Here is a 24,858-nt window from a genome sequence, read left to right on the forward strand (position 1 = left end):
AGAAAAAGCCCCCGCGAGCGGGGGCTGATTCATGGGGCTGATCAGCGGCTGATCGGCTTGTAGCGGATGCGCTTGGGCTTGGCGCCTTCCTCGCCCAGGCGCTTCTTCTTGTCGGCTTCGTATTCCTGATAGTTGCCGTCGAAGAAGGTCCATTGCGATTCGCCTTCCGCCGCCAGAATGTGGGTGGCGATGCGGTCCAGGAACCAGCGGTCGTGGGAGATCACGAACACGGTGCCGGCGTATTCCAGCAGCGCGTCTTCCAGCGCGCGCAGCGTTTCCACGTCGAGGTCGTTGGACGGTTCGTCAAGCAGCAGCACGTTGCCGCCCTTGAGCAGGGTCTTGGCCAGGTGCAGGCGGCCGCGTTCGCCGCCGGACAGCATGCCCACTTTCTTCTGCTGGTCGGCGCCCTTGAAGTTGAAGCGGCCCAGGTAGGCGCGGCTGGACATCTCGAAGCGGCCGACGGTCAGGATGTCGGCGCCGGCGGCCACGTCCTCGAACACGGTCTTGTCGCCGTCCAGGCCTTCGCGGCTTTGCTCGACGAAGGCCATCTGCACGGTCTGGCCGATCTTCACCGCGCCGCTGTCCGGCTGTTCCTTGCCGGCTATCATCTTGAACAGCGTTGATTTACCGGCGCCGTTGGGGCCGATGATGCCGACGATGGCGCCCGGCGGGGCCTTGAACGACAGGTTGTCGATCAGCAGGCGGTCGCCGAAGCCCTTGGACACGCCGTCGAACTCGATCACTTCATTGCCCAGGCGCTCGGCCACCGGGATGAAGATTTCCTGGGTTTCGTTGCGCTTCTGGGTTTCGTAGCTGGACAGTTCTTCAAAGCGGGCGATACGCGCCTTGGACTTGGCCTGGCGGCCCTTCGGGTTTTGGCGCACCCATTCCAGCTCCTGCTTCATCGCCTTCATGCGGGCGCCTTCGCTCTTGGCTTCCTGCGCCAGGCGCTCTTCCTTCTGTTCCAGCCAGGACGAGTAGTTGCCCTTCCACGGGATGCCTTCGCCGCGGTCCAGCTCCAGAATCCATTCGGCGGCGTTGTCGAGGAAGTAGCGGTCGTGGGTGACGGCCACCACGGTGCCGGGGAAGCGCACCAGGAACTGTTCCAGCCATTCCACGGACTCGGCGTCCAGGTGGTTGGTCGGCTCGTCCAAGAGCAGCATGTCGGGCTTGGACAGCAGCAGCTTGCACAGCGCCACGCGGCGCTTCTCGCCGCCGGACAGCGGGCCGATCTTGGCGTCCCACGGCGGCAGGCGCAGCGCGTCGGCCGCCAGCTCCAGTTGCAGCGCGACGTTGTCGCCGGCGCCGGCGGAGATGATGGCTTCCAGCTTGGCTTGCTCTTCGGCCAGCGCGTCGAAGTCGGCGTCCGGCTCGGCGTAGGCGGCGTACACCTCTTCCAGGCGTTTCTGCGCGCCCATCACGTCGCCCATGCCGCTTTCCACTTCCTCGCGCACGGTCTTGTCGTTGTCCAGCTTGGGCTCTTGCTCCAGATAGCCGATCTTGACGCCGGCCAGGTGCTGCACTTCGCCGTCGTATTCCTTGTCCACGTTGGCCATGATGCGCAGCACGGTGGATTTGCCCGCGCCGTTCAGGCCCAAGAGGCCGATCTTGGCGCCGGGGAAGAAGCTGAGGGAGATGTCCTTGATGATTTGCCGCTTGGGCGGGACGATCTTGCTCACGCGGAGCATCGACATCACGTATTGGGCCAAAGTATGTACCTCGGATGGAGTGGATCAAGCCCGTCGCGCCCTCTGGCGAGACACAGCCGCGAATCGGGGAGAGGGCGGGCGATGGGCGTTCAATGAAAGAAGACTGTGGAATCAGCGATTTATCATCGGTGGCTGCGTCGGGCGCGCCGGCTGCCTGTCCTGAATTTTTGCTAAGTCCCTGTTTTATATTCGATTCGCCTTATTTTATCACAAGCGGACGGCCGGCGGCCTGAGGCCAGGGGCGTCGGCTGAGATAGGCATGCGCCATTATGCCTGCGGGGAGCGGCGCTTAGCAAAGGCGAGGGCGCCGAAGGCTTGGGGGCCCGGACGCGAGCGAGGAGGGCGCTTCATATAAATTCATGAATCCATGCGGGCTGATTTGCTAATTGAGTTTCATTCGTGTCAACCATTGAGAATGATTTTCGTTTTTCTATACTGAAACTATCTGCGCCTGTCCGCGGCGCGTCGCCATCTGCGCGGAGCCGGGCGAAAGAAAAACGATAGGCACGAATGGGAAGCAATGGAATCTTCAATGGGAGACGCGATACTGTGAAACGAAGCCTACCCCCGCATGCGCGCAGGCTGCTGAGCTGCGCCATCGCCTCCGGCCTGCTGCTGGCCGGCATGGCGCGCGCCGAGCAAAGCGCCGGCAACGACATCAATCCGGCCGATGTGCCGGAGGTCGATCAAGCCATCAAGGCCAAACCGGATTCGCAATGGACCGGGTGGTGGAATCGCTCGACCCTGCTGGGCGATATGGGCGGCCTGCGTTCCGCTCTGGGCCGCCAAGGCATTACCGTAGGCCTGACCGAGAGCAGCGAATACCTGCGCAATGTCAGCGGCGGCCTGCAATACGGCGGCCAATACCAGGGCCTCGCCACGTTGACGCTGGGCCTGGACACCCAGCGCGCCGGCTGGTGGGATGGCGGCAGCTTCAACGTCAGCGTGCTGGACATCCACGGCAAGCCGTTCAGTGGCCAGTACGTCGGCAGCATCCAGACCGCCAGCGGCATCGAAGCCGACCGCGCCTCCCGGCTGTGGGAAGCCTGGTTCCAACAGCAGCTGAACGGCGAGCGGCTGGATCTCAAGCTCGGCCAGCAAAGCCTGGACCAGGAATTCATGGTGTCGCAGTACGGCAGCCTGTTCATGGGCACCATGTTCGGCTGGGCGGCGGTGCCGTCCGCCGATATGCCCGCCGGCGGTCCGGCCTATCCGCTTTCCGGCCTGGGCGCGCGTTTGCGCGGCAAGATCGGCGACAACATCACGGTGCTCGGCGGCGCTTTTGCCGGCGATCCGACGCGCGATGTCTCGCAGAATCCCAGCGATCCCCAGCAACTGAACAAGTACGGCACCACCTTCAGCCGCCACGGCGGCACCTTGTTCATCGGCGAACTGCAATACGGCCGCAACCTGCCGTCCAACGGCGCGCTGGAAACGCCGCGTCCGCTGAACGGCGTCGGCGGTTTGCCGGGCACTTACAAGGTCGGATTCTGGTATTTGAATCAGAAAACCCCCGACACCCGCTGGGATGTCAACGGCCAGCCCTTGGCGCTCAATTTGGCCGGCCCGCAGATGCATGAAGGCAACTACAGCATCTACGCGGTGGCGGACCAGACCGTATGGCGTCCGGCGGAAGACAGCTCTAAGACGCTGAATGTGTTCGCCCGCGCCATGGCCGCGCCGGGCGACCGCAATCTGGTGAGTTTCTCAGCCAATGCCGGCATCACGCTGACCGCTCCGTTCGCCGGCCGCGACAACGACATCGCCGGCCTGGCCGTTGGCTACGTCAAGGTGGGCAATCATCAAGCCGGCAACGATTTGGACAACGGCATCGCCAATGGCAATCCGCTGTATCCGGCGCGCGGCGACGAGACGCAAATCGAAGCGACCTACCAATATCAGTTGACGCCGTGGTGGCAGTGGCAGGCGGACTTGCAGTATGTGCGCAATGTCGGCGCCGGCGCCTCGGCTACACCCAGCGATTACACCAGCACCCAGAAGATTCCGAATAGCTGGGTGGTGGGTTTGAAGACCACCATCACCTTCTAAATAAACCTGCCATGAAAGGAGTAATGCGAACTATTCTGGTAATTATTCTTGTTACCGTTCGCATTCTCCTTTTCCGGAGACAGACGCAATGAAAGCGACATTCTCGCCGCGCGCCCTTGCCGCCGCCGTGACCACGCTGCTGGCGCTGAGCGGCGCCGCCCATGCCGGCGACACCTTCCTCGCCGGCATCAAAAAACACATGGTGCTGACCAATACGGTGCCGGACAATGGCGACCAGAACCCGTACGCCATCGCGGTTTCTCCTATCACCGCCGGCAAGCTGAAAGCCGGCGACGTGCTGGTGGACAACTTCAACAACGCCGCCAATCTGCAAGGCTTGGGCAGCACCATCGTCAACTACCGCCCCGACAGCAAGGAGATGACGCTGTTCGCGCAGATTCCGCGCACACTGGAGCAGTGCCCCGGCGGCGTGGGCCTGTCCACCGCCATGACGGTGCTGAAAAGCGGCTGGGTGATTGTCGGCAGCACGCCCAGCAACGACGGCATGACCGATACCAAGGGCGCAGGCTGCCTGATGGTGCTGGATACCAACGGCAAGCTGGTGGATGTGTGGTCCGGGCCGGACATCAATGACCCGTGGGGCAATATGGCCGTCATCGACAACGGCGACAAGGTCACGCTGTTTGTCAGCAATGCCGGTTTCGGGGTCGGCAGCGCCAAGGGCACGCCGCCAGTGGTCAATCTGGCCACCGTGCTGCGGCTGGATATCGAAGTGCCGGCCGGCCAGCCGCCCAAGGTGCTGAAGCGCACCGTGGTGGCCAGCGGCTTTGGCGAGCAGGCGGACAAGAGTGTGTTCCTGATCGGCCCCACCGGCCTGGTCTACGGCAAGGACGACAAACTCTACGTATCCGATGCGCTGGGCAACCGCATCAGCGAAATCTGGGATGCCGCCAGCCGCGACACCAGCGCCGGCATCGGCCGCACGCTGACCCACGACGGCCTGCTGCTGCGTCCGCTGGCGCTGACCTCCACGCCGCAAGGCCATTTGCTGGCCACCAACGGCTCCAACGGCAAGGTGGTGGAGATCGATCCGGCCACTGGCGAGCAACTGGCGGCGCGCTGGATAGACGCCAACAAGGCGCAGACGCCGCCGGGCAGCGGCGACTTGTTCGGCATCGCCATCACGCCGCAGGGCGACGGCTTCTACTACGTCACCGACGACAACAACAATTTGGTATTGGCGAAATGAGCGATAGCAAAGCACCGCAGCAAGCGTCTCGCCGCGGCTTTCTGTTCGGCGGCGGCGCGCTGGCCCTGGCGGGCTGGCTAAGCGGCGCCAGCGGCATGGCCGCGGCCGCTGCGCTGGCCAAGACAGCCAAGCCTCAACAGCCCAAGGATCTGGAGCCGTTCTACGGCGCGCATCAGGGCGGCATCCTCACGCCGCAGCAGCAAAACAGCTATTTCGCGGCTTTCGATATGGCGGATACCGCCAAGCGCGAAGATTTGATCGCGCTGTTGAAAGTCTGGACCGACGCGGCGGCGCGGATGACGCGCGGCTTGCCGGCGCGCGACCTGAGCGGCCAGCGCGACAAGGCGCCGCTGGATTCCGGCGAGGCCGTCGGCCTGGCCACCGGACGACTGACGATCACCTTCGGTTTCGGTCCCGGCCTGTTCGCCAAGAACGGCGTGGACCGCTATGGCCTGGCCTCGCGCCGTCCGGAGGCGCTGGTGGATTTGCCCAAGTTCAACGGAGACCAGCTGGTGCCGGAACGCAGCGGCGGCGATCTGTCCGTGCAGGCTTGCGCCGACGATCCGCAAGTGGCTTTCCACGTGGTGCGCATGCTGGCGACGCTGGCCGACGGCATCGCCAACGTGCGTTGGGTGCAAACCGGCTTCGCCAGCGGCGCGCCCGGCGGCGGCACGCCGCGCAATCTGATGGGCTTCAAGGACGGCACCAACAACCCGTCCACCAAAGATCCGGCGCTGATGAACCAGTTTGTCTGGGTTGGCGACGAGGGCGGCTGGATGAAGGGCGGCAGCTACCTGGTGGCGCGCCGCATCCGCATCGCGCTGGAACACTGGGACAAGACCGAGCTGGGCTTCCAGCAGGAAGTGGTGGGCCGCTACAAGGACAACGGCGCGCCCTTGGGCCAGAAGCATGAGTTCGAACCGATGAAGCTGGATGCGGTGGACAAGGAAGGCAATCCGCTGATTCCGGACAGCGCTCATTCCCGCGTGGCTTCGCCGCAGGAGAACGACGGTTCGCGCATTCTGCGCCGGGCTTACTCCTACGACGACGGCGCGAACTTTGTCGCCGAGCGCTGGCCGCCCTGGCACCAAGGCATCGAATACGATGCCGGCCTGTTCTTCCTGGCCTACCAGCGCGACCCGCGCAGCGGCTTCATCCGCATCAACAAGAAGCTGGCGGCCATGGACATGATGAACCAGTACACCACCCATGTGGCCAGCGCCATTTTCGCTTGCCCGCCAGGCGCGCGTCCCGGCGGCTATATCGGCGAAGCGCTGTTCGCCGGCTTGTGATTTCTCGCCTGCAAAGGAAAGACCAATGAAAACGAATAAACTGCTCGCCGCCCTGATCGCCGGCGGCTTGCTGGCCGCCAGCCAGTTCTCCCTCGCCGCCAGCCTGGTGCTGTACAACGCCCAGCACCCGCAAACGGTCAAGCTCTTGACCGAGGACTTCGAAAAAATGAGCGGCATCGGCGTGAAGATCCGTTCCGGCGAGGGCCCGGAGCTGTCCGCCCAGCTGCTGGCCGAGGGCAAGGCCTCGCCGGCCGATATCTATTTCGCCTCCAACTCGCCTGAGCTGATGCTGCTGGAAGGCAAGCAGCTGCTGGCCAAGCTGCCGGCCGCCACCTTATCGCCCATCCCGGCGCGCTACAGCTCGCCGCAGGGCGAATGGGTGGGCGTGATGGCGCGCGAAAACGTGCTGGTGTTCAACAACAAGCTGGCCGCCGGCATGGCGATGCCGGCCTCGCTGATGGACCTGGCCAAGCCGCAATGGAAGGGCAAGCTGGCCATCGCCCCGTCCGACGGCGACTTCCTGCCGCTGGTCAGCGCGGTGCGCGCGCTGAAGGGCGACCAGGCCGCGCTGGCCTGGTTGAAGGGCTTGCGCGACAACGCCCGGACCTTTGACGACAACGAAGGCGTGGTGGCCGGCGTGAATCGCGGCGGCGTGGCTGTCGGCATCATCAACAACTACTACTGGACCCGCCTGCAGGTGGAACTGGGCAGCAAGGGCATGCACAGCCAGCTGTACCACTTCGGCAACGCCGACGTGGGCGCGCTGATCAATGTGTCCGGCGCCGGCATCCTGAAGAGCGCGCACAACTCCGAAGCGGCGCAGAAGTTCCTGGCCTATCTGGTGAGCCCGCGCGCCCAGCAGCTGATCGCCAAGAGCAACATCACCTTCGAGTACCCGCTGCTGCCTAGCGTGGCCCCGGCGCCGCAGCTGAAGCCCTTCGGTCAATTGAACCCGCCGCCGCTGGACATGCAGAAACTGGGCGATGACAGCCAGTCGGCCAAGCTGCTGCGTCAGGCGGGCTTGCTGTAATACGCATCGGCCGCTAAAGCCGCTCAAGGGCGCGGAAAGATGGGGACGCGCGGCGCGCATCGGCAAATCGATGGGCGCTGGCGGCTGCATTTGCCGCGCCTTTGGCGGTTTTGCGGCGAACGAGGTTTTTAGAATGAGGTTTTCAGGATGAACATCGCCTTGCGCCTGACGGGCGGCACAGGCCGACGTCCGCTCGGCCTCACCGTCAGCGCCGCCTTGGTGGCGCTGTTGGTGCTGCTGCCGCTTGGCTTCACGCTGTGGCAGGCGGCCAGCGTCGGCGGCGACGATGCCGCCGAGTTGCTGTTTCGCCCCATCGTCGCGCGGCTGGCCGGCAATACCGCGCTGATCGTGCTGGCCAGTACCTTCAGCTGCGCGGTCGCCGGCACCGCCTCCGCCTGGCTGGTGGAGCGCACCCGCTTGCCGGGCCATCGGCTGTGGGCGCTGCTGTGCGTGGCCCCGCTGGCCATTCCGCCCTTCATCACTAGCTTCGCCTGGGTGTCGCTGAGCCCGGATCTGCAGGGCTTCTGGGGCGCCTGGCTGGTGCTGACCACCGCCTACACGCCGCTGGTCTATCTGCCGGTGTCGGCGGTGCTGCGCAATATGGATCCGGCGCTGGAAGAAACCGCCCGCTCGCTGGGCCTGTCCGCCTGGGCCTGTTTCCGCCGCGTGACGCTGCCGCAGCTGAAGCCGGCGCTGCTGGGCGGCATGCTGCTGGTGGCGCTGTCCACGCTGTCGGAGTTCGGCGCCTTCATGCTGCTGCATTTCCATACTTTCACCACCGAAATCTACGCCGAATACCGCGCCAGCTTCGACAGCGCCGGCGCTTCGCTGCTGGCCAGCGTGCTGATGGCGGCCGGGGTGCTGATTCTGCTGGCCGAGCTGCGGGTGCGAGGGCAGGGCCGTTATCAGCGTTTGGATCGCGGCGCGCGGCGCGCCGCCGGCCGGCTGGAGCTGGGCTGGAAGCGCTGGCCGGCATTGCTGTGGCTGGCGTTGCAAGGCTCGGTCACGCTGCTGGCGCCCATCGCCACCATTCTGTACTGGACCCTGCAGCCCGGCGCCGACGCGGTGACGCCGGCCGAAGTGTCGCCGCAGCTCTTGCTGTCCGCCACCGCCACTTCGCTCGGACTCGGTCTGTCGGCCGCCGCGCTGACCACCGTGCTGGCGCTGCCGCTGGGCTATCTGTTGGCCCGCCATCCGGGCCGGCTGGCGCATCTGCTGGAACGCGTGGTCTACCTGGCGCAGGGCGTGCCCGGCATCGTGATCGCGTTGGCCTTGGTCAATCTGGCCATCCAGTGGCTGAAGCCGCTGTACCAGAGCGCGGCCATGCTGGCGCTGGCTTACGCCATCATGTTCTTGCCGCTGGCGCTGGTCAGCGTGCGGAGCGCCTTGATGCAGGCGGAAAGCCGGCTGGAGGAACTGGCGCGCTCTCTGGGGCTCAACTGGTGGCAGGCGCTGTGGCGGGTGGTGCTGCCGCTGGCCGCGCCAGGCCTGGGCGCAGCCGCCAGCCTGGTGTTCGTCTCGGTGATCACCGAACTGACCGCCACGCTGCTGCTTTCGCCCATCGGCACCGAAACGCTGGCCACCCAGGTGTGGGCCGACACCGCCGCGCTGGCCTTCGCCGCCGCCGCGCCCTACGCCGCCATTCTGATCGCGCTGTCGCTGTTCGCCACCTGGCTGCTGATGTCCTGCCTGGGGCGCGGCGCGGTATTGGACGGCCAGGCGCAAGCTTGGAAACAACAACCGGAAACACCGCCATGTCGGAACTGAAAATCGAAAAGCTGGGCAAGCGCTTCGGCGAGCATCGGGTGCTGGATGACATCACCCTGACCGTGGAGCAGGGCTCTCTGCTGGCTTTGCTGGGGCCGTCCGGCAGCGGCAAGACCACGCTGCTGCGGTTGTTGTGCGGCTTCGAGCGCTGCGACGAAGGCAGCATCCGCATTGGCTGCCAGTTGGTGAGCAGTCCGCAAGTCCATCTGCCGCCGGAGAAACGCCAGATCGGCTATGTGCCGCAAGAAGGCGCGCTGTTTCCGCATTTGTCGGTGGCCGACAATATCGTGTTCGGCCTGCCGCGGGCCGAACGCCGCGCGCGCCGCCGCGTAGCGGAGCTGCTGGATATGGTGGGCCTGCCGGCTGACTTTGCCGATCGCGCGCCGCAGCAATTGTCCGGCGGCCAGCAGCAACGCGTGGCGCTGGCCCGGGCGCTGGCGCCCAAGCCGGCGTTGGTGCTGCTGGACGAGCCGTTCTCGGCGCTGGACGCCGCCTTGCGCGCCGAGACCCGCCAGGCGGTGGCCGACGCGCTCTCAGCCAGCGGCACCACGGCGCTGATGGTGACGCACGACCAGGCCGAAGCGTTGACCATGGGCCGCCAGGTGGCGGTGCTGTGGCAAGGCAAGCTGCTGCAAGTGGCCGCGCCGCAAACGCTGTACCAGCGCCCGGCCAGTCCGGAGTTGGCCGACTTCGTCGGCGACGCTGTGCTGCTGCCCGGCCGCGCCCAGGGCGGCGAAGCCCAATGCGCGCTAGGACGGCTGCCGCTGCTGGACGGCATGCCGCAGGGCGAAGTCAACGTGCTGCTGCGGCCGGAGCAGATCCGCCTGCTGCCGGCATCGCCCGACCATGCGCCGCAGGCGCGGGTGCTGGACGTCAGCTTCAGCGGCCACGACGCCAGCGTGCGGCTGGCGCTGGAAGACGGCAGCCTGTTGGCCGCCCGCGTTCCCGGTCACCGCTGTCCCCAGCCCGGCCAGGGAGTGGCGCTGCAAGTGGAAGGCGCAGTCGCCTGCTTTGCCGCGCCTGGCGGCGCAAGCAGCGGCGGCCCCATCGCCGCCACCCGTCTGCAGCACAGCCTGGCTTTGTTTCGCCAGGGACGCTAAGCGGCCCGCTCTCCCCTGGCGGGAGTGGGAGGCTCCACTCGTTCATTACTGGCAAAGATGAAAATAAACGGAGCAACTTGCACCCTGTCCTCAGGGTCGGGGAGTTCGCAGTGTTTCGGCATTTTTCAGGCGAGAAAGAAGCGAGCGCTCATCAAAAAAGCCTTCCCATCTTGGGAGGGCTATTTCATTCTGATCTCTATTGTTCCTACTACTATGCAGACGCGGAGTACTTAGTTACTTCTTCTTTGGGTCGTGGATCGGTAGTGTCGGGTGCTTTGGCGCGGTTGGCGGGTCTACGTGCCGACGGCGATCATCGGTTCCATCTTCTTTTTTCGGTTTGGGACCGGGTTTGATGGCGCTTATCATCTTGGCTTTCTCCGATTTGCAGCCATAGCGACTGCTATCCATTGATAGATATAAGTTTACTGAAGTTCAAGCGCGTAGCGCGCGTTGGCCAAGGGCATGCCCGCAGGCAAAGCGATTGGCGGACAAAGCACAGGAAAACCATCAGGTGTGCACAATTTGGGACTATCAAACCGCGATCATGGCTCATGGAGCGCGGGTATGGCCCTGCGGCCAAGCCGCGTTACGCGCTTTCACTGAGCCGTCTTGTCAGTTAACCGGTATTTTTTCTTGAGCTCCATCACCAAGGGCTGGTTCTTTTCCAGAAATTCATTGAATTGTTTGATCACCTCTCCCTGCCTGATGCTGGAGAGGGAAAAGTCATTGCTTTCAAAGGGCAGTTTTTTATCAAAAACTAATGCGCCTGGCTGGTGAATGATCACGTCAAGGTAGTAATTGATCACGATTGGGCTGGCATAGACGGCGTCGTAGTGACCAGTCATCCCCAAGGAGATCACTTTGTTGAATGAATCCTCTTGGTAGACTCGAATGGTTCCATTATTGATCTTTTTCCGCATGGTCTGATCAATGGGCCAAGGCGTAAAGCCTCGCATGGTCACGATTGTCTGCAGGGATGTCTCTGATAATTGCTCGACCTTTTCTGGCTTCACCAGTAATCCTTCACTGACATTGATGACGGGATCGCTGTAAAAGATGGATTTGCCTTTTTTCAGATCGGCTTGCCAATTTGGATTGTCTGGATATTTGAAGTCAATCGAGTTTTCGTTCAGGAAGGTATGGAATAATCTTGAAACTGGAAAAGGTGTATAAGTAAAGGAATGGCCGTATTGCTTGGCAAATGCATCAAGCAACTCCCTGCCATATCCGGAAAATTTTCCATTGGCGTAGCTATGCAGCGGGTAATAGTCAATTTCTTCAACGCCCACCACAAATGAGTTGGCGGAGGCAGCGCCAGTAAACATCATGCCAACAAGCGCCATTACTGTTAATGCTATTTTCATTTTGTACCACGCAATCGCATCTGCATGCGCTAGACGGCATGAGCAGAACGGCCAGTTCAGGAGACTATTGCTTATTACTGTAGAGCAAACGGCCAAAATCTGGCCTGGAAAATAAAGGCCAAGCGAACCATCGCCAATTGCAAGATACAAGGTTGATGGCATGGATACTTCACTCCTGAGCCGGCATCCAAGTGGCAGATGGGTAATCGCCGAGCCTCTAGCCAAGGAGAAGAGAGTCTTGCTGATACACTTCATGCGGCATCCCAGCGCGCCTACTTTGACTTCGTCCTGTTGAAGCGTCAGTCACATACGCCCTGCCTCTTTAGCAGAAGAGGGGCGGGGGGAGGGGAATCTGTCAGTCAGCCTGATGGAGGAGAGTTGTCCGCTGCATCCTGTGCGTTATGCCGAGAGTGCGGATTGGCAAGAAACCAAACTTGGTCGTCTGGCACGGACAAGTTTATATCCAGTTGCATGCCCAGTTTTTTCGGGCTTTGTTGCACAAATCACCCTCCCAGCAGGCGGGGTAGAATGACGGCATGAGCAAGCCCGCCCCGCCCAAGTACAAGACCACCAACTGGAAGACCTACAATGCTGCGCTCAAGGCGCGTGGGTCGCTGATGATCTGGTTGGACCGTGACATGCGCTGGCATGGCTCTGCAGTCGGCAAACGTGGACGGACACCGACTTTCAGCGATGCCGCCATTCAGTTCTGCCTGACGATCAAATGCCTGTTCAATCTTGCGCTCCGACAGGCCGTGGGTATGGTGCAAAGCCTGCTCAAACTGGCGGGGCTGGACTGGCTGACGCCGGACTACAGCACCGTGTGCCGGCGGCAAAAGCATTTGCAGGTGGCCACTCCTTGCCGTCCAACCACGACCGGGCTGCACCTGTTGATCGACAGCACCGGCATCAAGATGCTGGGTGAAGGCGAATGGAAAACGAAGAAACACGGCGCGGAGTACCGCCGTCAGTGGCGCAAGGTGCATTTGGGCATTGATGCGCAGACGCTGGAAATCCGGGCGATTGAAGTGACCGACAACGCGGTGGGCGATGCGCCAATGTTGCCGGAGTTGCTGGACCAGATTTCCGCGGGGGAAAGGATTGCTGCAGTAAGTGGCGATGGTGCCTACGACACCAAAGGCTGCCATGAAGCGATTGCCAAGCGAAAAGCCGAGGCGGTGATTCCTACCCGAAAGAATGCCAAGCCGTGGAAGGAAAATCGGTTGGGCGCCCATGTCCGAAACGAGATACTGCGTGCTACCCGGCTCCTGGGTCGAGCGATCTGGAGGAAATGGAGCGGTTACCATCGCCGCAGCCTGGTGGAAACCAAGATGCGCTGTTTCAAGCTGCTGGGCGAGCGGGTAATGGCAAGGGACTTCGACCGTCAAGTCGCAGAGCTCCAAGTGCGAGCGGCGATCTTGAACCGCTTCACGCGGCTCGGGACGCCGATGACGGTGCGCATGCCATAAATCCGTCCGGGGAAAGGGGCTTTGCATGCCGAAGCCTATTTATGCAACAAAGCCTCGCCAACATGGCGCATCACTTCAGGATTGCTATAAATTTCAAGCCAGCGATGAAGATGGCTGGCTGTCGGGGGAATCAGCATCAGCCTATCGGTTTGGAGCGTTGGGATGTTTAACAACATGATTTTGGCTCATTATCGGCTTCGGCAAGGGGCGTTCTCAATGCAGAGAGCCATTCAAATGTGGTCGTCAATTGCTATGAAGCAGCTTGAGTAACGGTCTACTCCCGCGTAAATCCAAGAACGCCTCTTCCCATTGCATTGCCAGCCGCCAGAGGATTGGGCATCCAGTCGGTGAAAACATGTAGCGCGTCGCCATCCAGCTGGTAGAAGCGTGCCTGCTCGGTGCCGTTCCAGGCTTCGTTCCAGGACGCGTCAATCGCGACGATGAACCTATCTCCATCTATCCGATACCGTCCGGTATAGGCCATCATCGTGCGGAAAAGCGCCGCCAGCTTTTCATCTTCCGCTCCCGGCTCCCGCGCCTTGGCGGTCACCAGCGCCATCATGCGCCCGTCTGCGCCGAAGATAAGATAACCATTGGGGGCTGAGCCCCATGGCTGGGTGCGTTCCTTGGAGGCTTGCAGCTCCAGCTCAAAAGAAAGCAATCGCCAGCTGCCGTGCAGTTTGCTGTCGCGTTCTGACATATCCCATCCTGTCGCTGTTCGTCTGAAAATTGGTGCTGTCGGATGCAGGCGCGTAGCCCCCGGGCAGTTGCATGCCAGAGCAGATAATAACCATGTTAGCACATTGGCATGAATGATAACGCGGGCCTGGATGCCAAATGAATGCCGGCCGAGCCAGTGATTTTCATGCGCGCCAATGAAAACGGCGAGCCGCCAGGCCCGCCGTCATTCTTCATTTAAATCCATTGTCTATGCCATGCCAGCTCAGGCCGGGAGGCTTGCGTCAGGCGGATAGCTCGGCATTCGCGCCAGTTGGGCGGCGGCCAGGCGGTTTTAGAACACCAGCGCCAGCGCGGCGGTAGCCAGCATGGCGAAGGCGCAGGCGATCTTGGCCACCGCGCCGGCGATGAAGCCGAGGAAGGTGCCGATGCCGACTTTGCCGGCCTGGAAGGCATCCTTGCGGGCGATGAATTCGCCTATCACCGCGCCGAGCAAGGGGCCGAGGATGACGCCAGCAATGCCGAAAAACATGCCGACCAGGCTGCCGATGAAGGCGCCCCACAGCGCTTGCTTACTGGCGCCGGTGGCTTTCGCCCCCAATAAGCCGGCCACAAAGTCTATCACCAGGCCCAGGGCCGCCAGCACGGCGAGTATGGTCAGGCTGATCATGCCGAGATGCTGGAAGTTATCCAGCCACCCGGCCAACAGCAGGCCGCCAAACAGCAGCGGCAAGCCGGGAATGGCCGGCAGCACGGTGCCGGCGAGTCCCGCCAGCACCAGGAGCAGGGCGCCGGCGTAGCCGAAAATCAGCCCCGCCGTCATTCCGCGTCCGCTTTCTCGTCGTTCTGGCTGACGCCGGCGTAGCTTTCCAGCAGCTCGCGCTGGGCGCAGTGCGGCTTGCCGCGTCCGCCGCGACGTTTGTAGCTGCCGTCCGGCAGCATTTCCCAGCTGTTGACGTTGTCTTCCAGATACAGGCGCAGCGCTTCCTTGATGATGCGGCGCTTGAGCTTGTTGTCCAGGATGGGCACGCAGGTTTCGATGCGGCGGAAGAAGTTGCGGCTCATCCAGTCGGCGCTGGACATCAGCAGGTCTTCCTTGTGATCGTTGTAGAAGTAGAACACGCGCGGGTGTTCCAGGAAGCGGCCGACGATGGAGCGCACCGAAATATTATCGGACAGGCCCGGCACGCCAGGCCGCAGCGCGCAGACGCCGCGGACGATCAGCTGGATCTTCACGCCGGCCTGGCTGGCGCGGTACAGCGCGTGAATGACTTGCGGCTCCAGCAGCGAGTTCATCTTGGCGATGATCTGCGCCGGCTTGCCGGCCAAGGCGTGCTCGGTTTCGCGCCCGATGGACTGCATGATCATGCTGTGCAGCGTGAACGGGCTCTGGAACAGATGCTTGAGGCTGCCGGCGCGGCCCAGGCCGGTGAGCTGGACGAAGATGTCGTTGACGTCGCTGGCGATTTCCTCGTTGCAGGTCAGCAGGCCGAAGTCGGTATACAGCCGCGCGGTGCGCGGGTGGTAATTGCCGGTGCCCAGATGCACGTAGCGGCGCAGGCCATGCTCTTCGCGGCGCACCACCATCAGCATCTTGGCGTGGACCTTGTAGCCGATCACGCCGTACACCACGTGGGCGCCGGCGTCTTCCAGGCGGCTGGCCCAGCCGATATTGGCCTCTTCGTCGAAGCGGGCCATCAGTTCCACCACCACGGTCACCTGCTTGCCGGCGCGGGCGGCGGCGATCAGCGATTCCATCAGCACCGAGTCGGTGCCGGTGCGGTACACCGTCATCTTGATCGCCACCACGTGCGGATCGGTCGCCGCGTGGGTGAGGAAGTCGATTACAGGCTGGAAGCTTTGGTAGGGGTGGTGCAGCAGCACGTCGCCCTTGCGTATGGTTTCGAACAGCGCGCCCTTTTTCTGCAGATTGGACGGCAGGGTGGGGGTGAATTGCGAGAATTTCAGATCCGGGCGGTCCACCAGATCCGGTACCTGCATCAGTCGCACCAGGTTCACCGGGCCGTTGACGCGGTAGACGTCGCGCGGCTGCAGATTGAACTGGGTCAGCAGGAAGGTTTCCATATGCTGCGGGCAGGTATCGGCGATTTCCAGCCGCACTGCGTCGCCGAACTGGCGTTGGCGCAATTCGCCCTGCAGCGCGGTGCGCAGGTTCTTGAAGTCGTCGTCGTCCACCGACAACTCGCTGTCGCGGGTGACGCGGAATTGATAGCAGCCCTTCACCGTCATGCCGGGGAACAGCTCATGCACATGCGAGTGCAGGATGGACGACAGGAATACGAAGCAATGCGGGCGGCCGTCGCACACATCCGCAGGCAGCTTGATCACGCGCGGCAAGATGCGCGGCGCTTGCACGATGGCGGTGCCTGAGGCGCGGCCGAAGGCGTCGCGGCCCTCCAGCTCCACCGTGAAGTTCAGCGATTTGTTCAGCACCTTGGGGAAGGGGTGGGACGGGTCCAGTCCGATCGGCGTCAGGATGGGCATCAGCTCGCGGAAGAAATAGTCCTTCACCCATTCCTGCTGTTGTTCGGTCCACTCGCTGCGGCGCAGGAAGACGATGCCCTCTTCGCGCAAGGCCGGAAACAGCACTTCGCTCATCGCCGCGTATTGGTCGCGCACCAGCTGATGGCTGGCGCGGGCCACCTTGGCCAGCGTCTGCTCCGGCGTGCCGCCATCGGCCAGCACCCGGTCAGGCGTGGCGTGGGCGGCGTCCTGCAGCCAGGCGACCCTGACCTCGAAGAATTCGTCCAGGTTGGAGGAGACGATGCAGAGGAAGCGCAGACGCTCCAGCAGCGGCAGGCTGGGGTCCTCCGCTTGCGCCAGCACGCGGCGGTTGAATTCTATCAGTCCGAGTTCTCGGTTCAGCAACAGGTCTTGCGATTGTGACATACGATGTGCGAGCCAATATTTTGCGATGACGGAAACAATACAGCCAGGCTGCCGCCCAGGGGCTTGGTTGGCGTTCCAGAGGACCCGGCAGCGCCGGGCCTTCTCAAGGGGAAGAGGGCTTGCGCAGCCTTCTTGGGTGCATCCCCATCCCCGCCCTTGCCCTGCAAGGGAGCTTCGCCCGTGAGACGGCAAAAAAAAACAGCCCTCGCTTGGAGGGCTTGGTACGGCAATTAGTTCTGCGGCGGGGTGTAGCCTGCCGGAGCGTCGGCGCCCTGGCCGAAGAAGTAGGCATCCAGCTGCGCCGCCAGATACTGGCGAGCGCGGGCGTCTGCCAGGCTGAGACGGTTTTCGTTGATCAGCATGGTCTGGTAGCGCAGCCAGCCTTGCCAAGCTTCTTTGGAAACGCTTTCGAATACGCGCTTGCCCAGTTCGCCCGGCAGCGGCGGGAAGTCGAGGCCTTCGGCTTCGCGGCCCAGCTTGACGCAGTTTACAGTTCTGCTCATGGCATCCATCCTTGCATGAAATCTGATTGGAACAATCGGCTATTGTGGCACAGCGCCCCCGGCCTTCCAACCTCGGCGGCATCATGGCTGTTAATTGTTACAGCTTCTTTACAAAGACCTTGGAGCGGCGCTGGTAATTGTAAAACTGTTGGCGCGACAGCGGCAGCGAGCTCTTGTCCGCCTCGCAGAAGCCGCGCTCGATGAACCAGTGCGCGGTTTGGGTGGTGAGCACGAACAGCGTCAGCAAGCCCTGGGTGCGCGCCTGGTATTCGACATGCCGCAGCAGCATTTCGCCAAAGCCGCCATCGCGTTTCTCCTGCGATACCGCCAGGCAGGCGAGCTCGGCGGTGTCGGCCTCGGGGAAGGGGTGCATCGCCACGCAGCCGTAAATCTTGCCGTCGTGCTCCAGCACTGAATATTCGCCGATTTCCACTTCCAGCCGCTCGCGGCTGCGGCGCACCAGGATGCCTTGCTCTTCCAGCGGCCGGATCAGGCCCAGGATGTCGCCGACGTCTTCGATGCTGGCATTGCGCACCCGCACCAGCGGGTCGCGGGCGATCATGGTGCCGTTGCCGCCTCGGGTGAAGTGCTCCAGCAGCAGCGCGCCGTCCTGGTGGCGGCTGATCAAGTGGGCGCGGGGAATGCCTTCGCGAGTGGCGCGGACGCAGTAGGGCAGGTAAGTCTCCACGTCGTCTTGCAGCTCGCCGGCGGCCAGCAGTTCTTCGGCTTGATGGGAGGTGAGGGAGCTGATCAGCTCGCCGTCGCGCTCCACCACGCCGCGGCCCTCCACCACGAAGATCAGCTTCTCAGCCTTCAGCGCGATGGCGGTGTGGGTGGCCAGCTCTTCCATCGCCAGATTGAAGCTTTCGCCGGTCAGCGAATACCCCACCGGCGTGAGCAGCACCAGCTCGCCGCCATCCAGGCGCTGGCGGATGGCGGCGGCGTCCACGCGGCGCACCTGGCCGGTGTACTGCATGTCCACGCCGTCCAGCACGCCCAGCGGCTGGGCGGTCACGAAATTGCCGCCGGCCACGCGCAGATGGGCGCCGTGCATGGACGAGTGCGGCATGCCCATGGATAGCCGCGCCTCCACGTCATGACGGGTGGCGCCGGCCGCCTGCTTGACGATGTCCATGGTGGCGGCGTCGGTGACGCGGCGGTCGCGATGGAACATCCGGGCGATGCCGTGGCGTTTGAGCAGGGTTTCGATCTGCGGGCGGATGCCGTGCACCAGTACGATGCGCACGCCCAGGCTGACCAGCAGGTTGATGTCCTGCGCCATGCTGGAAAAGTCGCCGTCGAGCAGGCTATCGCCGCCCATGGCCAGCACAAAGGTCTTGCCGCGGTAGGCGTTGATATAGGGTGCGGCTTCGCGGAAAGTGAGGACGAACTCGCGTGTCAGCATGCGGCGGGCTCCAACCGGAAAAACATGATGGACAAGAATAACAGGATTGCATGGAATTTAGCGCAGCCAGCCCCATGCGGTTGACAAGAGCAGGCTGCTTTTTGCCGGATTTCGGCGGGCCAGGCAATAAAAATGCCGCCGGGCTGGCGCCGGGCGGCATTGTGGCGGAACGCTCGCGGATCAGCTGCCGCGTTTTTGCAGGACTTGCTGCACCTTCAGCACATTCAGCGCTTGCGACAATTGGTAATCGTTCTTCGGGTTCGGTTCGCGCGGGCCGTACTGGCTTTCCTCGTTCGCCGGCTCCTTGGCCTTGTCGGGCTGGGGCGCGGGCTTGGCCTGGACGGGCGCCGGCTTGGCGGCGGGCTTGTTGTCCCCGTTCGGATTGGCCAGGTGATTTTCCAGGTCCGCTTCGCGGATGCGCAGCGCCTGGTCCGCGGAGGTCAGCGTGGCGTCTTCGGCGATCACGTCCGGCGTGATGCCCTTGGCCTGGATGGAGCGGCCGCTAGGCGTGAAGTAACGGGCGGTGGTCAGCTTGATGCCGCCCAGGCTGCCCAGCGGCAGCACCGACTGCACCGAGCCCTTGCCGAAGCTCTGGGTGCCGACCAGGACCGCGCGCTTCTGATCCTGCAGCGCGCCGGCGACGATTTCCGAGGCCGAGGCGGAGCCGCCGTTGATCAGCACCACCATGGGCACGTTGCGCGCTTGGGCGGGCAGCGTGGCCAGCGGGTCCCCGCCATTCTGCATGGCGTAGTTCTGCGGCGTGGCGGTCAGGCGCATCTTGGCGTCCGGCGTGCGGCCTTCGGTGTAGACCACCAGCTTGTCCTTGGCCAGGAAGGCGGACGACACGCCGACCGCGCTGGTCAGCAGGCCGCCCGGATCGTCGCGCAGGTCCAGCACCAGGCCTTTCAGCGGCTGCTTGTTGTCCTTGTAGAGCTTCTGCAAGCCCTGGGCCATATCCTCGGTCGTGTGCTCGGCGAAGCGGGAGATGCGCACGTAGCCGTAATCGGGCTCCAGCATCTTGTATTTGACGCTCTTGGTCTTGATCACGGCGCGCGCCAGCGTGAAGACCAGCGGCTTGGCTTCGTTCTTGCGGGCGACGGTCAGCGTGACCTTGCTGCCCGGCTTGCCGCGCATCTTCTTCACCGCGTCGGTCAGCGACAGGCCGCGCACCGGGGTGTCGTCGATCTTGATGATCAGGTCGCCGCTCTTGATGCCGGCTTTTTGCGCCGGGGTGTCTTCGATGGGCGAGATCACCTTGACGAAGCCGTCTTCGGAGCTGATCTCGATGCCCAGGCCGCCGAACTCGCCCTGATTGTCTTCGCGCAGGTCCTTGAACTCTTCCGGTCCCAGGTAGGCGGAGTGCGGATCGAGGCCGGACAGCATGCCCTTGATGGCTTCGTCGATCAGCTTCTTGTCTTCAACTGGCTCGACGTAGCTTTGTTTGATCAGGCTGAATACTTCTGCGAAGGTGCGCAGCTCGTTCAGCGGAAGCGGCGAGGCTTCTTTGTCTGCCAGCGCCTGCATGCTGAGGGTCAGGACGCCGCCGGCCATGGCTCCCGCCACCAACCAGGCTATCTTTTTCATTCTTTGGCTGCTCATGCTGTGCAAGTTCTCCATTGCGGGCGTCTACCGCGCCCAGGCTTGCGGGTTGAGGGGGCGACCCAAGTGTCGGATTTCAAAGTACAGTCCGGCATCGCCGTTGTCCAGTGCTCCCGTGTTGCCAAGTGTTTCGCCGGCTTTGACGCTGCTGCCCGACGATTTGCCGATGACGGACAGGCCGGTGTAGACGGTCATGTAATTGCCGCCATGATCGATAATGACTGCCTTGCCGAATCCGCGCAACTCGTCGGCATAAACCACCGTGCCGTCCGCTACGCTGTGGACGGCCTGGCCGTTGGCGGTGCGGATAAAAATGCCTTTCCAGGTGGTGCCTTCGCGGCGCATCTTGCCGAAGCTGCCGGCGATCTGGCCCGCCACCGGCATTTTCAGCTTGCCTTGCAGGCTGGCGAAGGCGCGGCCGGCCGCGCTGTCGTCGGCGACGTCGTCCACCTTCTGCGCCGGCTCTTCCTTGACCACGACTTGTTTCTTGGCTTCCTCCGGCACCGGTTTGCCTTGTTTCTTGGCCTGTTCCGCCAGTTTGCGGCGGCGTTCGTTTTCCTTGCGCGCGGCTTCTCGGGCCGCTGCCAGCTTGGCCTTGCGGGCCTCGGCGGCCTTGCGGGCGGCTTCGGCTTTGCGGCGCTGGATTTCGCGATTGATCTGGGCGATCAGATTGCCCAGCCGCTTTTCGTCTTCCTGTAGCTGGGTGAGCTTGCTCTGGCCTTGCTTGATCTCGCCGGCCACTTTGTTGAGCTGCTGGACCTGCTGGGTCTTGTCCTGCTCCAGCTCGGTTTTTTCCTGAGACTTGCGGTTGGATAGACTGTTCAGTTGCGCCAGCTCTTGCTCCAGCTGGGCGGACAGCGTTTCCAGCTTTTTCTGCTGGTCTATCAATTGCTGCACCAGTTGCTGCTCGGCGCGGGCGATATGTTGGTAATAGGTCAGGTCGCGCGCGCTCTGGTTCGGGTCGCTGGCGTTCAGCATCAGCTTCATGGCATCGTGCTGGCCGTTCTTGTATTGGCGCACCAGCATCTGGCCGACGCGGCCGCGCACCTCGGCCAGGCTCTTGCGGCTTTTCTCGATCTGGGCGCGCAGGTCGGCCAGTTGCTGCTCCGATCGGTTCTGTTTCTGCTCCAGCGTGGCCAGCGCCTGGCGCGTCTGGGTGATCGCCTGTTCCGATTCCTTGATGGCGCTCTGCGCTTCCTTCTGCACCGTCTGCTTCTGCGCCAGGTCTTTTTTCAGGCTGTCGATTTCCTTGCGCACGTTTTTCAAATCTTGCTGATGAGGGGCGACGGACAGGGTGGAGGAGTCGGTGTTGGCCGCTTGCGCGGCGCCGGCGATCAGGGCCAGCAGCAGGTAGCGTTTCATTCCGGGTTGTCTTTCGAGTATGTGGCTGTCCGCGGCCGCGCCCGGCACGGCCGCGGACAGAGCAGGGCTTACTGGAAGTCTATCAGCGAGCGGCCGGTCATTTCCGCCGGCTGCTTCAGCCCCATCATGGCCAGCAGCGACGGCGAAATGTCGCGCAGCGAGCCGCCGTCCTGAACCTTGGCCTGGCGGCCGATGTACAGGAAGGGCACCTGGTTGGTGGTGTGCTGGGTATGCGGCTGGTGGTGCTCGCCATCGTACATCTGTTCGCAGTTGCCATGGTCGGCGGTGATCAGCACTTCGCCGCCGGCAGCCAGCATGGCGTCCACGCAGCGGCCGATGCAGCCGTCCAGCGCTTCCACCGCTTTCACGGCGGCGTCGAATACGCCGCTGTGGCCGACCATGTCGCCGTTGGCGTAGTTGCAGAAGATGGCCTGGTATTGGCCGGACTGGATGGCGGCGACGATCTTGTCGGTCACCTCGCCGGCGCTCATTTCCGGCTGCAGATCATAGGTGGCCACCTTGGGCGAGGGCACCAGGATGCGCTCTTCGCCCGGATATACCTGTTCTTCGCCGCCGTTGAAGAAGTAAGTGACGTGCGGATACTTCTCGGTTTCGGCGATGCGCAGCTGCTTCAAGCCCTGGGACGACAGGTATTCGCCCATGCCCATGCTGATTTTCTGCGGCGCGTAGGCCACCGGCAGCGCCGAGTAAGCCTCGCCGTAAGAGGTGAGGGTGGCGTAGCAGGAGAACTTGGGCTGGCGAGCCTGGAAGCCGTCGAAGGCCGGGTCGGTCAGCGCGGTGGTCAGTTGGCGGGCGCGGTCGGCGCGGAAGTTCATGAAGATCACCGCGTCGCCGTCTTGCATCTTCACCGGCGCGCCGATGCCGGTGGCCTTGACGAATTCGTCGTTCTCGTCGCGGGCGTAGGCGGCTTTGAGCGCTTCCAGGCCGGTTTCGGCGTGGAACAGGCCTTCGCCTTCCACCAGCAGGCGGTAGGCGGGCTCGACGCGCTCCCAGCGCTTGTCGCGGTCCATCGCCCAGTAGCGGCCGGCGACGGAGGCCAGGCGCGCGTTCGGGCACTCGGCCAGCACCGCGTCCAGGCGCTTGAGATAGGTTTCCGCGCTGCGCGGCGGCGTGTCGCGGCCGTCGAGGAAGGCGTGAAAGTAAATCTTGGGCACGCCGGCGGCCTGGGCGGCGCGGATCAAGGCGTGGATGTGATTCTCATGGCTGTGCACACCCCCGTCGGATAACAGGCCAAACACGTGCAGTGCTGAGTCTTGAGCTTTACTCATGGCTTGCCGCAGTGTGGCATTTTGGGCGAAGAGGCCGTCCTCGATATCGCAATCGATGCGGCTGATGTCCTGCTGGACGATGCGGCCGGCGCCGATGTTGAGGTGGCCCACTTCGGAGTTGCCGAATTGGCCGGAAGGCAGTCCGACAAAGTTTTCCGAGGCATTAATGGTGCCGTAGGCGTACTTCTGGCGCAGATTGTTCCAGATCGGCATGTTGGCATGCAGGATGGCGTTGTCGTCGCCTTCGGTGCGATGGCCGAAGCCGTCCAGAATCAGCAGCAAGACAGGGGTGATTGAGCTCATGGCATTCGCATTCAGAATATTAGAAAACCTTGATAGTATCTAATTTTGCCGATACTATTGTACCGCAGTCAAATCAATAAAATGACGCTACATTAGGAGAAAAGCATTGCTGTTCAACGATGATCAGATCGAGCAGAGCTCGCGGGCGATGAAGGCCATGTCGCATCCGCTGCGCCTGAAGATCATATCGGTCCTGGAGGACCGGGAAGTGAGCGTGCAAGACATTGTCGAGCAGGTTGGCACTTCCCAGAGCAATATATCCCAACATCTGGCCATTATGCGGGACAAGGGCGTTTTGCGCACGCGCAAGGACGCCAACCGCGTGTTCTATCGTGTGGGCGATATCCGTACGCTGGAAGTGCTGAAGATGATGCGCGAAGTATTCTGCGGTTTCGGAGAGTAAGCGCCAGCCAGGACTCGATGTGAAAAAGCCGCTTTCAGCGGCTTTTTTCCTATGCGCCGTTTGTCAGCGCTTTTCCGGTTTGCGCTTGACGTACAGGGTCTTGTGCACCAGCGCGACCAATTCGTTGTCGCCGTCGCGTATCTGCACTGTCATTTCCGGCAGGTATTTCTCGCCGCCCGCCGTGCGCTGGCGGATGTCCTCCAGCAGGCCGTCGTCTAGATCGAACAGCGCCCGCACGGTTCCGCGGCCGGGTTTGATGTAGTCGATGCGGCCGGTCTTGTCCCAGACATAGTAGTCATTGCCCAGCTGCCTGAGCAGCATCAGCATGTAAAAGGGATCGGTCATCGCGTACAGGCTGCCGCCAAAGTGCACCCCGACGTAATTGCGGTTGCCCAGGCCCAGCTTGAGGCGGACTTCGGCTTGGCGGAAATCGGGCGAGAGCTTGTGCACGCGAATGCTGGCGCCGAGAAAGGGCGGCCACAGATTGAACAGCAGCTTGATCAGCCAGATGGGCAGGTTCATTTCTTTAGTCAAACGGTCGTTTGGATATTGACATCCTCGGCAAGAGTTTGACGCATGTCAATCCAGCCAGGATGGCGCGTGGTTTGGATGTATATTTTTATCCACAGCAATCCCGGAATAAGTCTGTGGATAAGTTGTGGGGCGGGCTGGTGGCGGCTGGTTTTGGCTGTGTTTGCCCAAAAAAGCGGCAATGGGCGGGAATTTTTCCGCGCCAAGGTTGCCTCAGCCGGTTTGAGGTAATAAAGTTCCTCGTTTGAATCGATTACGGAGAGCGTTTCGTGTGGGCGATCGTTGAAGCGGCCGGCTGGCCGATCTGGACCATCATCGCGGCTTCGATTGTGTCGCTGGCCATCATCCTGGAAAGACTGTTCACGCTGCGCAAAAGCGCCGTGGTTCCAAAAGGCTTGCTGGCGCAAACGCTGCAGGAGTACTGCCGAGTCGGCGATAGGGAAGAGCTGCTGCAGAAGCTGCATCAGCATTCGCCCTTGGGCCGCTTGTTCTCTGCCGGCCTGCGCAATGTCAATGGCAGCCGCGAGGTGATGAAAGAGTCCATCGAGGATGAAGGCCGCCAGGTGGCTTACCAGCTGGAGCGTCTGCTGACCTCGCTGGGCACCATCGCCGCGATGGCGCCGCTTTTGGGCTTGCTGGGCACCGTGATCGGCATGATTGAGATCTTCGGCTCGCAAAACGGCAACGGCGCCAATCCGCAGCAACTGGCGCACGGCATCTCGGTGGCGTTGTACAACACCGCCTTCGGCCTGATCGTCGCCATTCCCAGCATGATGTTCTACCGTTATTTCCGCAGCAAGGTGGATGGCCTGCTGGTGGATATGGAAGCGCAGGCGATCAAGCTGGTGGAAGTGGTGCACGGCGACCGCAAGAACGGAGACTGAG

General features: G+C 62.6%; 20 protein-coding genes. 9 read left to right on the top strand and 11 right to left on the bottom strand.

Features of this window, described 5'->3' with window-relative positions; all coding sequences use genetic code 11:
• Positions 1 to 41: 41 nt before the first annotated feature.
• On the bottom strand, positions 42 to 1,694 hold the full coding sequence (gene ettA, locus NKT35_RS14525) for an energy-dependent translational throttle protein EttA (RefSeq protein WP_305883429.1): 1,653 nt from the start codon (positions 1,692 to 1,694) through the stop codon (positions 42 to 44).
• 564 nt (positions 1,695 to 2,258) lie between these two features.
• Here ettA and NKT35_RS14530 point away from each other — a divergent pair.
• The 6 genes from NKT35_RS14530 to NKT35_RS14555 all read left to right on the top strand — a co-directional run bounded on the left by NKT35_RS14530 (position 2,259) and on the right by NKT35_RS14555 (position 10,157).
• Entirely contained in the window at positions 2,259 to 3,758 is a 1,500-nt protein-coding gene (locus tag NKT35_RS14530; protein ID WP_254294157.1) for a carbohydrate porin, read from the top strand.
• A gap of 88 nt (positions 3,759 to 3,846) precedes the next feature.
• The gene (locus NKT35_RS14535) at positions 3,847 to 4,968 is read left to right on the top strand and encodes an NHL repeat-containing protein (RefSeq protein ID WP_254294159.1); all 1,122 of its coding nucleotides are present in this window, start codon (positions 3,847 to 3,849) and stop codon (positions 4,966 to 4,968) included.
• Positions 4,965 to 6,260: an iron uptake transporter deferrochelatase/peroxidase subunit gene (gene efeB / locus NKT35_RS14540; RefSeq protein WP_254294161.1), complete on the top strand. Its 1,296-nt coding sequence runs from the start codon at positions 4,965 to 4,967 to the stop codon at positions 6,258 to 6,260. Before NKT35_RS14535 ends, efeB begins: the two co-directional genes overlap by 4 nt.
• Before the next feature lie 25 nt (positions 6,261 to 6,285).
• Positions 6,286 to 7,290, top strand: coding sequence for an iron ABC transporter substrate-binding protein (locus NKT35_RS14545; RefSeq protein ID WP_254294163.1), 1,005 nt, complete (start codon positions 6,286 to 6,288; stop codon positions 7,288 to 7,290).
• A 147-nt stretch (positions 7,291 to 7,437) separates the two neighbouring features.
• Entirely contained in the window at positions 7,438 to 9,057 is a 1,620-nt protein-coding gene (locus NKT35_RS14550) for an ABC transporter permease (RefSeq protein ID WP_254294165.1), read from the top strand.
• Positions 9,045 to 10,157 (top strand): ABC transporter ATP-binding protein, encoded by a 1,113-nt coding sequence (locus tag NKT35_RS14555; protein WP_254294167.1) that lies wholly within the window; start codon positions 9,045 to 9,047, stop codon positions 10,155 to 10,157. Before NKT35_RS14550 ends, NKT35_RS14555 begins: the two co-directional genes overlap by 13 nt.
• Positions 10,158 to 10,753: 596 nt before the next feature.
• Here the strand turns inward: NKT35_RS14555 and NKT35_RS14560 are convergent.
• Positions 10,754 to 11,683: a substrate-binding periplasmic protein gene (locus NKT35_RS14560; RefSeq protein WP_254294169.1), complete on the bottom strand. Its 930-nt coding sequence runs from the start codon at positions 11,681 to 11,683 to the stop codon at positions 10,754 to 10,756.
• Positions 11,684 to 12,057: 374 nt separating this feature from the next.
• On the opposite strand from NKT35_RS14560, the gene NKT35_RS14565 reads away from it, so the two are divergent.
• A complete protein-coding gene (locus NKT35_RS14565; RefSeq protein WP_254294171.1) occupies positions 12,058 to 12,990 on the top strand; it encodes an IS5 family transposase in 933 nt (310 codons plus the stop codon).
• A gap of 274 nt (positions 12,991 to 13,264) precedes the next feature.
• Here NKT35_RS14565 and NKT35_RS14570 read toward each other — a convergent pair whose 3' ends face one another.
• From NKT35_RS14570 to gpmI, 8 genes are all read right to left on the bottom strand, one after another.
• Positions 13,265 to 13,690 carry a lipocalin-like domain-containing protein gene (locus NKT35_RS14570; protein WP_254294173.1) on the bottom strand — a complete coding sequence of 142 codons (426 nt, stop codon included), beginning with the start codon at positions 13,688 to 13,690 and terminating at the stop codon, positions 13,265 to 13,267.
• A 312-nt stretch (positions 13,691 to 14,002) separates the two neighbouring features.
• A complete protein-coding gene (locus NKT35_RS14575; protein WP_254294175.1) occupies positions 14,003 to 14,491 on the bottom strand; it encodes a DUF456 domain-containing protein in 489 nt (162 codons plus the stop codon).
• Positions 14,488 to 16,578, bottom strand: a complete 2,091-nt coding sequence (gene ppk1 / locus NKT35_RS14580) for a polyphosphate kinase 1 (RefSeq protein WP_254294177.1) — start codon at positions 16,576 to 16,578, stop codon at positions 14,488 to 14,490. The genes NKT35_RS14575 and ppk1 overlap by 4 nt, the downstream gene beginning before the upstream one ends.
• 230 nt (positions 16,579 to 16,808) lie before the next feature.
• A complete protein-coding gene (locus NKT35_RS14585; RefSeq protein ID WP_254294179.1) occupies positions 16,809 to 17,081 on the bottom strand; it encodes an oxidative damage protection protein in 273 nt (90 codons plus the stop codon).
• A gap of 97 nt (positions 17,082 to 17,178) precedes the next feature.
• Positions 17,179 to 18,486: an amino-acid N-acetyltransferase gene (argA, locus tag NKT35_RS14590; protein WP_254294181.1), complete on the bottom strand. Its 1,308-nt coding sequence runs from the start codon at positions 18,484 to 18,486 to the stop codon at positions 17,179 to 17,181.
• A 180-nt stretch (positions 18,487 to 18,666) separates the two neighbouring features.
• A complete protein-coding gene (locus NKT35_RS14595; RefSeq protein WP_305883430.1) occupies positions 18,667 to 20,070 on the bottom strand; it encodes a S41 family peptidase in 1,404 nt (467 codons plus the stop codon).
• 42 nt (positions 20,071 to 20,112) lie between these two features.
• Positions 20,113 to 21,447 carry a murein hydrolase activator EnvC family protein gene (locus NKT35_RS14600; RefSeq protein ID WP_254294183.1) on the bottom strand — a complete coding sequence of 445 codons (1,335 nt, stop codon included), beginning with the start codon at positions 21,445 to 21,447 and terminating at the stop codon, positions 20,113 to 20,115.
• Between the two features lie 68 nt (positions 21,448 to 21,515).
• Positions 21,516 to 23,039, bottom strand: coding sequence for a 2,3-bisphosphoglycerate-independent phosphoglycerate mutase (gene gpmI, locus NKT35_RS14605; RefSeq protein ID WP_254294185.1), 1,524 nt, complete (start codon positions 23,037 to 23,039; stop codon positions 21,516 to 21,518).
• A gap of 106 nt (positions 23,040 to 23,145) precedes the next feature.
• Here gpmI and NKT35_RS14610 point away from each other — a divergent pair, with 106 nt between their 5' ends.
• Positions 23,146 to 23,442 carry an ArsR/SmtB family transcription factor gene (locus NKT35_RS14610; RefSeq protein WP_254294187.1) on the top strand — a complete coding sequence of 99 codons (297 nt, stop codon included), beginning with the start codon at positions 23,146 to 23,148 and terminating at the stop codon, positions 23,440 to 23,442.
• Positions 23,443 to 23,505: 63 nt separating this feature from the next.
• Here NKT35_RS14610 and NKT35_RS14615 read toward each other — a convergent pair whose 3' ends face one another.
• Positions 23,506 to 23,964, bottom strand: coding sequence for a DUF4442 domain-containing protein (locus NKT35_RS14615; RefSeq protein ID WP_254294189.1), 459 nt, complete (start codon positions 23,962 to 23,964; stop codon positions 23,506 to 23,508).
• 278 nt (positions 23,965 to 24,242) lie between these two features.
• Here NKT35_RS14615 and NKT35_RS14620 point away from each other — a divergent pair, with 278 nt between their 5' ends.
• Complete coding sequence (locus NKT35_RS14620; protein WP_254294191.1) at positions 24,243 to 24,857, top strand: MotA/TolQ/ExbB proton channel family protein; 615 nt, start codon at positions 24,243 to 24,245, stop codon at positions 24,855 to 24,857.
• The last annotated feature ends 1 nt before the right edge of the window (position 24,858 follow it).

Source organism: Chromobacterium sp. IIBBL 290-4 (assembly GCF_024207115.1).
GTDB lineage: Bacteria > Pseudomonadota > Gammaproteobacteria > Burkholderiales > Chromobacteriaceae > Chromobacterium.

Coding starts and splice junctions, on each gene's coding strand:
- argA (WP_254294181.1), bottom strand. CDS start 18,486: ATGCTGACACGCGAGTTCGTCCTCACTTTCCGCGAAGCCGCACCCTAT.
- gpmI (WP_254294185.1), bottom strand. CDS start 23,039: ATGAGCTCAATCACCCCTGTCTTGCTGCTGATTCTGGACGGCTTCGGC.
- NKT35_RS14585 (WP_254294179.1), bottom strand. CDS start 17,081: ATGAGCAGAACTGTAAACTGCGTCAAGCTGGGCCGCGAAGCCGAAGGC.
- efeB (WP_254294161.1), top strand. CDS start 4,965: ATGAGCGATAGCAAAGCACCGCAGCAAGCGTCTCGCCGCGGCTTTCTG.
- NKT35_RS14560 (WP_254294169.1), bottom strand. CDS start 11,683: ATGCCATCAACCTTGTATCTTGCAATTGGCGATGGTTCGCTTGGCCTT.
- NKT35_RS14555 (WP_254294167.1), top strand. CDS start 9,045: ATGTCGGAACTGAAAATCGAAAAGCTGGGCAAGCGCTTCGGCGAGCAT.
- NKT35_RS14595 (WP_305883430.1), bottom strand. CDS start 20,070: ATGAAAAAGATAGCCTGGTTGGTGGCGGGAGCCATGGCCGGCGGCGTC.
- NKT35_RS14615 (WP_254294189.1), bottom strand. CDS start 23,964: ATGAACCTGCCCATCTGGCTGATCAAGCTGCTGTTCAATCTGTGGCCG.
- NKT35_RS14600 (WP_254294183.1), bottom strand. CDS start 21,447: ATGAAACGCTACCTGCTGCTGGCCCTGATCGCCGGCGCCGCGCAAGCG.
- ppk1 (WP_254294177.1), bottom strand. CDS start 16,578: ATGTCACAATCGCAAGACCTGTTGCTGAACCGAGAACTCGGACTGATA.
- NKT35_RS14575 (WP_254294175.1), bottom strand. CDS start 14,491: ATGACGGCGGGGCTGATTTTCGGCTACGCCGGCGCCCTGCTCCTGGTG.
- NKT35_RS14535 (WP_254294159.1), top strand. CDS start 3,847: ATGAAAGCGACATTCTCGCCGCGCGCCCTTGCCGCCGCCGTGACCACG.
- ettA (WP_305883429.1), bottom strand. CDS start 1,694: ATGTCGATGCTCCGCGTGAGCAAGATCGTCCCGCCCAAGCGGCAAATC.
- NKT35_RS14550 (WP_254294165.1), top strand. CDS start 7,438: ATGAACATCGCCTTGCGCCTGACGGGCGGCACAGGCCGACGTCCGCTC.
- NKT35_RS14545 (WP_254294163.1), top strand. CDS start 6,286: ATGAAAACGAATAAACTGCTCGCCGCCCTGATCGCCGGCGGCTTGCTG.
- NKT35_RS14570 (WP_254294173.1), bottom strand. CDS start 13,690: ATGTCAGAACGCGACAGCAAACTGCACGGCAGCTGGCGATTGCTTTCT.
- NKT35_RS14565 (WP_254294171.1), top strand. CDS start 12,058: ATGAGCAAGCCCGCCCCGCCCAAGTACAAGACCACCAACTGGAAGACC.